The sequence below is a fragment of the Lyngbya sp. CCAP 1446/10 genome, from assembly GCF_026130175.1.
Lineage (GTDB): Bacteria > Cyanobacteriota > Cyanobacteriia > Cyanobacteriales > Microcoleaceae > Microcoleus.
In genome coordinates this window covers 56498-69223 of record NZ_JAIGNI010000157.1, presented here as the reverse complement: position 1 = coordinate 69223, position 12726 = coordinate 56498, and the positions used below count along the sequence as shown (strand labels likewise).

The window sequence follows — 12726 nt, the reverse complement described above, 5'->3', positions numbered from 1 at the left end:
CTCAAGTGAGTTTGCCCCCGTGCGCGATTGCTTTCTTGCCAATTGCCAATTACTAATTACCAATTATCATAGATCCCTCACCTAAACGAGAAAAATTATATCCGTATTTTCACTGATAAATATGACTATTATGACTGCAAGTAATGAAAAATAAGACATTAAATTTTACATCAGAAGTTGGGATTAGAGCTAAGCTAGAGCTAATAGAACAAATTAGCCCATATCAAAAAAATGCTTTATTCACTTTTGCCCAAGTCTCAACTCAAAGTTCGAGTTTTAAAACAGTTAGCAGCCGCCATTTCGGCATCTTTAGCCCTCAGTGTAATAACCAGTTTGAAACCCTCGCCGGTATTAGCTGCTGGCGATATCCCCCCTGCAAATCACTCCTCGACTCAGCTAGCAGCAAAACCTGATTCTAGCTTGCAGTTAGGGCAGTTGCGCACCACTGTTCCGGTGCAGACAATGCAGCTCGATGCGGGTGGATTTATCCCGATCGCGATCGGCAGTATGATAGTCATTCTAGTGCTACCGCTATTTTTTGGTGGATTAGTCGTAATTGGCGATCGCGAAGTTGGCATTGTCAGTAAAAAGTTTAGCTTCAACGGCAAATCTTTGCCCCCAGGAGATTTAATTGCCTTAAACGGTGAAGCTGGATATCAAGCTGATACATTACCTCCCGGTTGGCACTGGGGTTATTGGCCTTTGCAATACAACGTCCGCAAAGAATCTTTAACAATAGTTCCCCAAGGCGAAATTGGCTTAGTTATCGCAGCAGGCGGCGAGTCGAATCCGCCACAGCGCATCCTCGGAAAAATCACAGAATGCGACAATTTTCAAGATGCTCGCAAATTCCTCAAAGAAGGCGGCGAAAAAGGTCGGCAACTCGGCATCTTGACGGGCGGCAGCTATCGAATTAACACGGCATTATTTACCGTAATCACAGCAGGAAATGCTACAAAACACGGCATGACAGCCGAACAGTTGAAGCTGTACACAATCGCCCCAGACAAAGTAGGAATTGTCACAACTTATGACGGCGTTCCGATTCAAGATGGCGAAATTGCCGGCCCAATTATTCCCAATCACGACAACTTCCAAAACGCGCAAAAATTTATCACCGCCGGCGGGCGGCGCGGTTTGCAGGAACAGGTTCTGCTGTCCGGTTCGTGGAACTTAAACCCTTGGTTTGTCGGGGTTGACCAGGTGGCAATGACTGAAATCCCGATCGGCTATGTCGGCGCCGTGATTTCCTATGTCGGCAAAACCTCAGAAGATGTCAGCGGCGCAGCTTTCACCCACGGCAACTTAGTAAATGTGGGCAACAAAGGCGTATGGGTGACACCTCTTTATCCAGGCAAACATCCGCTAAATACTCGCATTTTGAAAGTAGAATTAGTGCCGACTACAAACATTGTATTGAACTGGTCTGGTAAAACAGAACGGCACAGTTACGACTCTAAACTTTCATCTTTAACCGTGCGTTCTCAAGACGGTTTTGCCTTCGATTTAGAAGTAGCTCAAATCATTCACGTTGGAGCTTTGGATGCTCCGAAAGTTATCTCTCGCGTCGGTTCGATGCAGAATTTAGTAGACCACGTTTTGCAGCCGACAATCGGCAATTACTTCCGCAACTCGGCTCAAGCTTATTCTGTATTAGATTTTCTTTCAGCCAGAAGCGGCAGACAAGCGGAAGCCGCCGAGTATATCAAAGCAGCTTTGCGTACCTACGACGTGCAAGCAATTGATACTTTAATCGGGGATATTTTGCCACCCGCAGAGTTGATGCAAACTCAAACGGATCGCAAAATTGCTGAGGAACAATGTAAGACTTATGAGGTGCAGCAAATAGCACAAACTCAGCGGCAACAATTGGTAAGAGAAACAGCGCTGGCTGAGATTCAACAAGAGATGGTAAAATCCGAACAAGGCGTGAAGATTTCTGAGTTAAAAGCGAATTCTCAGGTCAAACAAGCTCAAGGCGAAGCTGAGTCGATTCGGGTGAAGGGAAATGCTCAAGCTGAAGCTTATCGCGCGGGTGTTGTAGCTTTGGGCGGTTCCGGTTATACGGCTTTGCAGTTAATGCAAATTATCGGCGATAGTCATGTGCGAGTTGTACCAGATGTTGCGGTTAGCGGTAACGGTAGCGGCGGCGGTTTGGTTGACGGTTTGCTGGGAATGATGATGTGGAATCAAACGAGCAAAAATGGAGATAATGGCGGGGAATTGCCTGTAGTTACTTTGGAAAAATCGCAGCCTGCTGTGTTGGAACCTGTGGCCAAGTTACCCGTAGCAAAGGTGAATTCAACCAAGTCACCAGAAGACCGGGCGGTTGAAACCGCGTCTATACAAACAAAACCCGCCGACGCGGGTTGAAGAGTGAGCGGTTAAAATTCCGTTATTTTCTTTTAGTCCGCGCAGGCGGACTTTGTTTGTGTAGGCGCAGGCGGACTTTGTTTGTGTAGGCGCGAATTCTATTCGCCGTAAATTCTATGTTTGTGTAGACTATGTTTGTGTAGACGCTAATTCTATTCGTTGGGAATCCTTGGATGCTGGATGTAGCGGAAAGAATGCAGCCGGCGAGACACAGAAAAACTCAGCAAGTTTTTGTATGTGTTCCGTTGTAAGTTGACGCTTTTCACGCAGAATATCAGAGACAATAGACTCAGTTTTAAAAATAGGAACGAGGTCTTTTTGTCGGAGATCAAATTCTACTATCAAAGCTTTTAACAGTTCTATCCCGTAAATGTCAGGAATAGGTTCTAAAGTTTGCTCGTATTCATAAACCAGGGTTCCGAGTACGTTTAGATAATCGCGTTCGTCGGGAGTTAGTTCGCCTTTGTCTAATAGAGAGTCAATGGTTTCTTGAGTTGCGATTAATTCTGACTCCGCAGTGATGGGTCGCGGGGGAAACGCTGTGAGCAATTCTATATAGGCAAGAGAGTTGTTCATAAGATTATTCACTATTAATAGAAGATAACATTATCATTCATACCACGGGTCTTTTTTCCATTTATCTTCGTCATATTCTTCATGGGTAAGTACAGCTCTAATAAAGATTTTTTTAGGTTTAAATTCATAATCTATGAAGGTAATCAGTCTGTAGTTATTACCTCTGATGTTAAAGACAGTAAAGTTACCCACTCTATCTGCTGAGGAAAAAACTGCTTTTACTTCAGCTAGGTTTGACCACTGGGCTGTTGTCGCTAGTTTGTACCAAGACCGCAGACTTGTTTCCGCGTCAGGATACTTTTCCCAGAATTTTCTGAGTGCAGATTGGGAGATAACGTGCATATATTGCCTAGATAAAAATTTTGAAGAATAATACGTTCTTTCATGATCGATTGTTTTTCCTAAAGGCTACTCGATCATCTTAGCAAATTGCGAAGTTGATTGTCAACTGCGAATCAATCTCTTTCTCCGATCGCGCAAATCGCAGTACAATCGATCGCAATATTGCATATGAGGAATCCCCATGTCAGACCAGTTTTCCACCGAAATCAGCGATCGCATCTGCACTCACATGAACGAAGATCACGCTACCGCCGTAGTCCTGTACGCCCAAGCCTACGGCGACAAGCCAGAGGCGACATCCGCTCAAATGCTCGCGATTGATGCCAACGGCATGGATTTAACCGCTCAAATCAATGACGAAACAGTGCCAGTCAGAGTAAAGTTCGATCGCACTTTAACCGACGCCGAAGATGCCCACCACATTCTGATTGATATGCTAAAACAAGCCAGAAAAGCCGCAAAATAGCCAACCCTGCACAATTCTGTTATAATTTCAAGGTTCGTAGTACGGACTTTAGTCCGATTAAATCGTTGACAAGGACTAAAGTCCTGACTACAAACCTTTAGTCCGGTTAAATCGTTGAAAAAGACTAAAATCGTGACTACAAACAAAATATTTAATAAACTTTAATTTACATCTAAAATCTCAAATCAAATGACAGAAACTTACCCCCATTCCAGAGAATTAGATGCCATCAACGGCGCTCAAAAAAAACCTTTTGAGGCACTCATTAAGCGACTAGATTTGATGATTCGCGCCCGCTATTCGCTGCTGTACATTGTCGGCGCAGAAGAGGAACCAGTCGAAGCTGTAATCGCCCAAGTAGCGCTGCAAGTAACACCCGCGCGCCGAGTATTATTCTGGGATATGGTGCGCGGCTGGGAAGATAACGGTTCTGGAAAAGGTTCGGTAATGGCGGCGCTCGATCGCATCAGCAAAACTGCTGTCGAAGAATATACCATATTTGTACTGCGGGATCTGCACCCAATTTTGAGAGCTCCGTACACCGACAAAAATGCCCCAGTAGTCCGGGAATTGCGCAATTTAACCAGGGAATTGAAGCGCAGCAAAAAAACTATCGTCCTCACTTCTCACACGCTAGAATTGCCAGAAGAATTGAAAGAAGAAGTAACAGTAATTGATTTCCCCTTGCCGAACATCCAAGAAATCAATCATTTAATTTCCCATGTCGTGGAAAAGCCGGAACAGTTGCAAGTTGGTGGCTTAGCAAAGGAACAATTAGTTAAAGCTTGTCAAGGTTTGAGCCGCGCTCGAATTGGGCGCGTTTTAGCTAAAGCTTTGGCTGCAAAACAGCAAATTAACGAGTCGGATATTGACGGAGTTTTGGAAGAGAAACAACAAGCAATTCGCCAAACTGGAATTTTAGAGTTTTGCAACTATAGAGAATCCCTGAAAAATGTGGGCGGATTGGAGAATTTGAAGCAGTGGGTAAAGATGCGGCAAGATGCTTTTACTGACGAAGCCCGTCGCTACGGTATACCCAATCCTAAAGGCGTTTTGTTAGTAGGAATTCAAGGAACGGGCAAATCTTTGTCGGCGAAAACTATTGCTTCTGAATGGCGTTTGCCGCTGCTGCGTTTGGATACTGGCAGATTGTTCGGCGGCGTGGTCGGGGAAAGCGAAAGCCGCGTTCGACAAATGATACAATTGGCAGAGGCGATCGCTCCTTGCGTCTTGTGGATAGATGAAATAGATAAAGCCTTCGGCAACATTATCAGCGGCGGTGACGGCGATTCGGGAACTTCGCGCCGCGTATTCGGCAGTTTGATCACTTGGATGCAGGAAAAAACCAGCCCGGTGTTTATCGTCGCAACTGCAAATAACGTGCGGATTTTGCCGGCGGAGTTGCTGAGAAAAGGCAGGTTTGATGAGATTTTCTTTTTGAATTTGCCCTCGGAATCAGAAAGGCAAGATATTTTTAAAGTGCATTTGCAGCGTTTGCGGCCGACTAGATTGCGCGATTTTGATTTGGAGGTTTTGGCGAAGTCTGCTGAGAATTTTAGCGGTGCGGAAATTGAGCAAGTTGTGATTGATGGATTGTACCGCGCTTTTGGCACTTTTGTGAACGGACAGCGCCGAGATTTGACGACGGAGGATGTTTTGAGGTCGATCGAGGATACTGTACCTTTAGCTGCGATCGCGCGATCGCAAATTGAAGATTTGAAGCGGTGGGCGGCCGAAGCGGGCGCGAGAACAGCTTCTAACGATACTCGATTGATTGATGAATTGAAGCGCTACAGCAGGCCACTGGGAGGGGATGCGATCGACAATTAACCAAATTTCGGTTCGCAGTCAGGAATCCAAGTCCCTAATTCTAAGGACTGAATTTTTCACTACGAACCCAGCCTAAAAATATCTGCAAAAATCGCATTTTCTCCAACCATTCTACTCGCAGCCGGCGAATCGTAAACCACTAACAACGAATTCTCCTCCCCCAAATAGGGAAACAAACTCAACCCCTCAGCATTGTCCGTACCAACATTAAAAGGCAAGTCAAACAATACCTCCAAATTTCCCCCATCTTGCCCAGTAATACTGTCGCCCGTTAGCGAAGCCCTCGAAGAGGATCGCCCTAAAATTCCCCTCAACCGAAAAACCCTCATCGCCCCCGATAAAGTCATCGTCGGCCCGGCTAAAACAATTAAATCTTCCCCATTAAAACACAATTCTCGCACACCCAAACCGTTCAAATCGACAAAATGTTTTTTGTACAATTTCCCTGCTTCCCCAATTTCCTTAAGCCTTAAAACTCCCGGTTCTGTCTCTTCAACTTCTATTTCTAAAATTATCGCCCAACCCCGCAGCACAGGCCCCCGCAAACCGAGAAAAATGCTCTCCCCCCGCACCGCAAAACCCTCAATATCGAAACCATTTTCTTTGCTCGGAATTGGCACAGAAAAATACAAGCCGAGATGGCTGTCATCTTGGAGCGCATCTGTTAGTATATTGCCCGTTTCTGTCCGCTGAAGGCATCCCGCTGTCAATTGAATTTTGGGATTTTCAGGATGGGAAATTGACTTGTACAAAATCCCATCTTTCACTGGGACTTTTGCTAGCAAATAGCGATTGACATCTGTCTCAATTGTTGCTAATCTTTCGAGATCGTCTGCGGAATCTTTACCTTTAGGTTTTTTGCGTTTTGTGCTGTGAGAACCGACCAACCAAAGGCAATTGCTGCTGAAATCAATTCCTTCAATATCGATTTCGTCGTCGTCCGATAAATCGATAAAATCCCCGATCGCAAATTTTTGATGTTCTCCAAAAACATGAGGCGATACAGGCGACAAACATTCGAGCGAAGTCGTTTCATCAGAACCCAGCCACAAATGACCGTCGGGAGTGAAAGCCACAGCCGATAAGTTTGTAATAATATCGCTCGCTTCGCTGTTGAATTGCAGCAGCAGGCGACCGAGCAAAAAGGATTCTGGCATAATTATTAGCACCAAAACTATTCTTAGGGTAAGTAATTATAGCTAAAATTGCTTGAAACTGATATCTTGCCACAGGTGCAATAGTCCGCCAGGGAATTAATTCCCCGTCTCAAAGGTAAAGTCGGTTTGAACGGACTGAAAACTTATAGTTAAAACTAAAATAAATATAATGTTCTGTCCTGAGAGAGATGACTTCCGCTTTTTCGACAGGGATTTTTAACTTCCAGCAGCCCCGCAGCCACAACCGCAGCCGGCGGTGACTATTCAGCAAACCGAACCTCTACAGACGGATAACACCCTAATTGAAGCATTAACATTTCAGTTACATTTCGTTACTATAAGGAAACAGAGAAAAAAACTTCTCGCCCATAATATCAGAGGTCGTCATATATGAATAGTACATTTCGCGTCGGCAACCTGTTTGGAATTCCCTTTTATGTCAACGCATCTTGGTTTTTAGTTCTGGGTTTAGTAACTTGGCAATACGGCGGCGCACTAGCTGGCCTGTTTCCCACATTAGGCCCTGTAGCGCCGTGGTTGCTAGGATTATTTTCAGCCTTACTATTATTTGCTTCCGTCTTAGCCCACGAATTAGGACACAGTTGGGTAGCCATCAAACAGGGAATTGGCGTGAAATCAATTTCGCTATTTCTGTTTGGCGGACTGGCTAATTTGGAAAGAGAATCGAAAACGCCAGCCGAAGCATTTTGGGTAGCGATTGCAGGCCCGTTGGTTAGCTTATTTTTGTCCGGTTTGTTAACAGTTATCGGCGTTGGTGCAGCCCTCACAGGCCCCGCAGCAGCCATCGTCGGACTTTTAGCTTCGATCAACTTAGCTTTAGCCTTATTTAACTTAATTCCGGGTTTGCCCCTCGACGGCGGCAACATCCTCAAAGCGATCGTCTGGAAGATTACCGGCAACCCTTATAAAGGCGTAATCTTTGCTAGCCGCGTCGGTCAAATAATTGGTTGGATCGCTATTGCTACAGGCATCTTCGGCAATATTTGGAATTTAGTAATCGGTTGGTTCTTGCTGCAAAATGCTGGTCAATCTGCACAATATGCCACAGTCCAAAATGAACTCGCAGGGCTGACAGCCGCCGATGCTTTGACTACCGAAAGCCCGATCGTCCCAGAAAACTTATCGCTCAGAGAATTTGCCAACAACTACGTGATTGGTAGCACTCATACCTGGCGCCGGTTCTTAGTTACCGACGATGCGGGACAATTGGTAGGTGCGATCGATCTTGACGACATCAAAACCATCCCCACCGGTACCTGGCCCCAAGTTTTGGTTAAAGAACTCGTGAAGCCGATCGAATTTACCACCACAGTCAAACCAGAATTATCCCTCCTCGAAGTCGTCACCCTTCTGGAAACACTCAAAGTCCAAGAGCTCCCCGTGATTCGCGAAAACGGAGTTCTCGTGGGACTTGTAGAAAAAGCAGAAATTGCCCGCCTGCTACAAAAACGAGCTCAAGCAGACCCTGCTTGATACCCTCAGATACTTGACAAATAATAGTTAACCCCCTCGATTGCTCTTACCAAAAGGGCGATCGGGGGGGTTAACTCTAGCTTCACAAAATTCAATTCAAACCTTAAATTATTAGCTACAAATCAACAATGATAATTATAATAAAATACGGTTCACTTAACACTATTTATACCCCGGAGATCCCCCTAAATCCCCCTTAAAAAGGGGGACTTTGAGAGGTTTATTGTCCCACCCCCTACTCCCCTTTTTAAGGGGGGTTAGGGGGGATAGTCTTAAGTGAACCGTATTTAATTATCATAGTCTTTACTCGTTACCAGGCTCTGCGAAAGTAATGCAGATCCGGAGGCTCTGCCTCTCTTGGACTTGCCGCTTCTGGAAACAGAAGAGTGTGGCAGAGATTTAATTTATTAAATTTTCGTTCCTTAATTTGCGGACTAAAGTCCGCACTACGAACCTTGATATTATACCAATTTTAAAAAAGAATGCAACAGTATTCTTGTTCCCCCCCTTTACAAGGGGGGGCTAGGGGGGGTCGAAGAGTGTTGCACGATTTTAAAAAAATGGTATTACATCATAGTCGAGAAAATCAGCATCAAAAATGTTTTTAACAATACTTTTTGAGAATAATATAAGCTTCGCATTGCACATCTTACACTTCAATTTCTGCAATTAAATCTAGGATTTCTTGATAATCAAAATTATCTAAATGATTCATCAAGACTTCGGCAAAAAGCTCGTTTTCTCTGCGGATTTCCTCAATTGTTGTAGCAATCAAATCGAAATCAGCCTCACGGACTGCTTGTTTAAGATTGCTCGTCCATCCTGGGGGAACTTGCGGCTTTGAGTTAAGCGTAAATATTTCAGAACTATCCAATATTTCTTGTTTGAGGATAGTTGAACTATCCGAAAAATTATTGACTTCAACCGGGGCGATTGCTGTAACGGCTGGAATGTCAAATTTCAAGACTGTACCCCGTCCTACTTCGCTTTCGGCGGTAATTTCGCCGCCCATTAATTTTATGAACTCGCGGCTGATACTTAATCCTAAACCCATACCTTTTTGAAGTGTTTTACCCGATGAACTTTGCATGAATAATTCAAATATACTATCTAATTCTTCCGGGGCGATGCCAACTCCTGTATCGGCAATTTCAAACCAAATAAAAACTTTTTGGAAGTTTTTAGATGAATTAACAAATTCTTCTTTGACAGGCTTTGTTATTCCTTCTTTGTTCGCTCCCACGGTGACTGATACTGAGCCATTTTGGGTGAATTTAACTGCATTGTCTAAGAGATTAATCAGCACTTCTCGCAACTTAATATCATCGGTTTCTATGTATTGAGGGACATCCGAGGAGCAGTCAATAATTAATTTGATTTTTTTATTTAGTGCCGGAATTTGGAACATATTTTGCAAGTCGCCCAGCAAGCGGTACAAATCAAAGCATTTGGGGTAGATTGTCATGCGCCCTGCTTCAATTTTAGATAAGTCTAAAACTCTATCGATCAGTTGAAGCAGGTGTTCTCCGCTGCGGCGAATAATTTTGATATTTTCTTTTTCCGGCAAAGTTAAATTAGTGCTGGGTTCCATTAATTGAGCGAAGCCGAGAATGGCGTTGAGGGGGGTTCGCAATTCGTGGCTCATGTTGGCGAGAAAGATGCTTTTAGTTTTGTTTCCAGCTTCTGCTGCTAATGCGGCTTCTTTGAGTTGTTGTTCTACTTGTTTGCGATCGCTAATATCGAGTATTATGCCGTGCCAGACGATATCTCCATTTTCGCGCAATTCTGGTCGAGAATAAGCTTGCAGCCATTTGAGTTTTCCCGATGCTGTCACAATCCGCCACTCGTGGACAAATGGTTCGAGATTTGCGGCACTTTTGACAATGGCCTCGAAGTGGTTGGGGCGATCGTCCGGGTGCATTTGTTCGTAGAGTAAAGCAGAGTTGTTCTTGATTTCCTCCGGCTCTAATTCTTGAATTTCTCGGCACATCGGACTGATGTATTCCATCTTGACTGAGCCGTCGGGATGCTGCACGAATATGTAAAGTTCTCCGGGAACAGTGATTGCTAATTTGTGAAATAGAGCTTCGCTTTTTTGCAAGGCTATTTGTGCTTGTTTGCGATCGCCAATATCAATCCCAAACCCAAACAAAAAGTCAAAATTGCCATTTTCATCCAAAACGGGCGTGCCGTGCCACTCGACTAACAAAGTACGCGCGGTGCTGCTATCTCCTAGGGAATCGCACTTGGTGATAATTTGGTGTTCGTTAACCGTTTGCGGGCTGGCTTTGACGCCCTTAAAAATCGAGTGCAATCCGGCTCGATCGCCCTCCGGTACAAATATAGCTAAGTAATCTTTGCCGATAACTTCTGCGGCAGTATAGCCCACAGCTTGCAGCATACAGTCATTCGCCCGCAGGATTCTACCCTCACAGTCGATCGCCACAAAAAACATCGGAGAATTTTCAATAATCTTGAAGTTAAAGTCCCGCTCTTTGCGGATAATTTTTGCAGCTTGGTGGCGCTCATCAATTTCGATCTCCAAGCGGGCATTGATTTCGGCTAACTCGATCGTGCGCGAGGCTACTTCAATTTCCAGGGTGCGGTTGTAGTCAGCCAATATTTGCTCTGCCTGTGCGCGATCGGTGATATCTTGAAAAACAATAATCACATAAACAACATTGCCCCCAGCGTCAAACACCGGCACCGATCGCACTTGCAATCGAATATTTTTCCCATCCGGGCGAATTTCCATATCTTCAACCAGCGTTTCTTCACCCCTCACCGCTCGTGCAAACGGGGAGTCTTCCATCGGATAAAGTCGATCGGTTCCTGCTACATAAAGCTGATAAGTTGCTGAGAGTTCTGCTGCGGTTGTATTGGGCATCGCCCCTTTGCCGGTGATCTCTCCTCCCACCGAATTCATAAAAACAGTGCTACCAGTCGGAGTCAGGGCTGTCACTCCAACGGGCAAACTTTCTAACAGCTTGGCAAATTTTGCTTCGCTTTCGGCCAAAGCTTGAAAAGACTTTTTCAGTTGAGTTGCCATTTCGTTGAAAGACTGGGCTAATGCGCCCACTTCATCCAGCCTACTGACAGCAACAGTGCGATCGAATTCTCCTTGGGCGATATCTTTAGCTGCTTCGTTGAGCCGCAGCAACGGCAGCGTTACCCACCTAGCTGTCAGAACTCCGGCAATTGTCGATAGCAGGAGCGCCACCGCAGAAAGTAAAATTGTAGTGCGGGTATTTCTGTTAACTTGCCCCATGAAATCGGATTCGGGAACTACGATCGCAATCAGCCAGTTCAAACCGTAACTATCAGAAAACGGCAGCACTTCCACAAAATATTCCTGCCCGTCTCGGCTAAATTTCAGTTGCTGCTGCTGGTTAATCTCACCAAAGCCTCCGAAGTGTTCGTACAAATACTTAGCTGTGGTGCGAATGACAGGAGTTTTGCTGTCTAAAACATTCAGCCGCTGGGGTTGTTGCTTTCCCAACATCTTTCTAAAGGATGATTCTTGACTCGAACTGGCAACCAGTAAGCCCGATCGTTCGATCGCGAAAATTGCCCCCGTTTTGCTAAACTTGAGGCGATCGAGATATTGCTGAATTTCCAAGATCGAAAAATCTACCGCACTAACTCCCAGTAATTTACCATTGCGATCGCGAATCGGTTGACTCGCCGCCATAAACAGAGTCCCCGGAGTCAAACCCTGATAAATGCTCGTCCAAATCGGTTTATTAGCTGCAACAGCTTCTTTGTACCAGGGGTGCCGGCGGGCATCGTAGGTTCCCGCTTCTGTGTTTAATTTGGCGGTGCGAGTGCCTCTGTTGTCGGTCGCGTAGTAGATGTTATGAGAGTTGGTAGACTTGTTAGCGGCGACAATTTGCAAACTGTTGTCGATCGGGTTGCGCCAAATACCGAGATATTCTCCTGTTTTTTCAGAACCCAGGGACATCCACTGAATGCTTTTAAACGATCGCATTTGCTGCCAGAGGAACTTCTCTCCCCTAGGCTGGGGCTGTTCTAAATTTAAGTTTAATTCCGCGCGATCGATCGCTTCAGCGTTGAGTTGATTTACCCAGTGAGTATTTTCCAGAAAACCAGTCAGTTGTTCTTCAACTCTCTTCCCCGTCTGGGCGATCAATTTTTCGGCGAGCTCTTCGACTGCTCTTTCTCCGTTGCGAAAGGACAGATATCCGACAATCCCGACTGCTGCGACGATTTGCACCACAAAAGAGCCTACTAGAACGCAGCGTAGGGGTATTTTTGTGGGCTGTTGGGAAGTTTTGCTCGCGAATCGGGACAACGGCATAGGCTGGGGACTAACTGCTCCCTAACACTGTAACTGTTTCGGCCTCTAATTTCACGTAGGGCGATCGAGCTTGTTTACTTCCAGTCACTCGATTTTAGATTTTAGATTTTAGATTTTAGATTTTGAGAATACGTCCGCCATTTTCTTGGCGAAGTGCAGTTTCTCACCTC

Annotated in this window: 8 protein-coding genes; 4 read left to right on the top strand and 4 right to left on the bottom strand. The window is 45.2% G+C overall.

Features of this window, described 5'->3' with window-relative positions; all coding sequences use genetic code 11:
* Positions 1–231 precede the first annotated feature (231 nt).
* A complete protein-coding gene (locus tag K4039_RS29360) occupies positions 232–2373 on the top strand; it encodes an SPFH domain-containing protein (protein WP_265240049.1) in 2142 nt (713 codons plus the stop codon).
* Between the two features lie 129 nt (positions 2374–2502).
* On the opposite strand, the gene K4039_RS29355 is transcribed toward K4039_RS29360, so the two are convergent.
* Together K4039_RS29355 and K4039_RS29350 are read right to left on the bottom strand one after the other, a co-directional pair.
* Positions 2503–2949: a type II toxin-antitoxin system HigA family antitoxin gene (locus K4039_RS29355; protein ID WP_265240048.1), complete on the bottom strand. Its 447-nt coding sequence runs from the start codon at positions 2947–2949 to the stop codon at positions 2503–2505.
* A gap of 33 nt (positions 2950–2982) precedes the next feature.
* Entirely contained in the window at positions 2983–3291 is a 309-nt protein-coding gene (locus K4039_RS29350; protein WP_265240047.1) for a type II toxin-antitoxin system HigB family toxin, read from the bottom strand.
* Between the two features lie 181 nt (positions 3292–3472).
* Between K4039_RS29350 and K4039_RS29345 the strand changes: the two genes are divergently transcribed.
* Both K4039_RS29345 and K4039_RS29340 read left to right on the top strand, forming a co-directional pair.
* Positions 3473–3757: a DUF2470 domain-containing protein gene (locus tag K4039_RS29345; protein ID WP_265240046.1), complete on the top strand. Its 285-nt coding sequence runs from the start codon at positions 3473–3475 to the stop codon at positions 3755–3757.
* 189 nt (positions 3758–3946) lie between these two features.
* Complete coding sequence (locus tag K4039_RS29340; RefSeq protein ID WP_265240045.1) at positions 3947–5587, top strand: AAA family ATPase; 1641 nt, start codon at positions 3947–3949, stop codon at positions 5585–5587.
* A 59-nt stretch (positions 5588–5646) separates the two neighbouring features.
* On the opposite strand, the gene K4039_RS29335 is transcribed toward K4039_RS29340, so the two are convergent.
* Entirely contained in the window at positions 5647–6744 is a 1098-nt protein-coding gene (locus tag K4039_RS29335; RefSeq protein ID WP_265240044.1) for a DUF3616 domain-containing protein, read from the bottom strand.
* A 390-nt stretch (positions 6745–7134) separates the two neighbouring features.
* Here K4039_RS29335 and K4039_RS29330 point away from each other — a divergent pair, with 390 nt between their 5' ends.
* Positions 7135–8238, top strand: a complete 1104-nt coding sequence (locus tag K4039_RS29330) for a site-2 protease family protein (RefSeq protein ID WP_265240043.1) — start codon at positions 7135–7137, stop codon at positions 8236–8238.
* Between the two features lie 649 nt (positions 8239–8887).
* Here the strand turns inward: K4039_RS29330 and K4039_RS29325 are convergent.
* Positions 8888–12556: a PAS domain S-box protein gene (locus K4039_RS29325; protein ID WP_265240042.1), complete on the bottom strand. Its 3669-nt coding sequence runs from the start codon at positions 12554–12556 to the stop codon at positions 8888–8890.
* Positions 12557–12726 lie beyond the last annotated feature (170 nt).

Coding starts and splice junctions, on each gene's coding strand:
- K4039_RS29355 (WP_265240048.1), bottom strand. CDS start 2,949: ATGAACAACTCTCTTGCCTATATAGAATTGCTCACAGCGTTTCCCCCG.
- K4039_RS29345 (WP_265240046.1), top strand. CDS start 3,473: ATGTCAGACCAGTTTTCCACCGAAATCAGCGATCGCATCTGCACTCAC.
- K4039_RS29350 (WP_265240047.1), bottom strand. CDS start 3,291: ATGCACGTTATCTCCCAATCTGCACTCAGAAAATTCTGGGAAAAGTAT.
- K4039_RS29360 (WP_265240049.1), top strand. CDS start 232: ATGCTTTATTCACTTTTGCCCAAGTCTCAACTCAAAGTTCGAGTTTTA.
- K4039_RS29325 (WP_265240042.1), bottom strand. CDS start 12,556: ATGCCGTTGTCCCGATTCGCGAGCAAAACTTCCCAACAGCCCACAAAA.
- K4039_RS29335 (WP_265240044.1), bottom strand. CDS start 6,744: ATGCCAGAATCCTTTTTGCTCGGTCGCCTGCTGCTGCAATTCAACAGC.
- K4039_RS29340 (WP_265240045.1), top strand. CDS start 3,947: ATGACAGAAACTTACCCCCATTCCAGAGAATTAGATGCCATCAACGGC.
- K4039_RS29330 (WP_265240043.1), top strand. CDS start 7,135: ATGAATAGTACATTTCGCGTCGGCAACCTGTTTGGAATTCCCTTTTAT.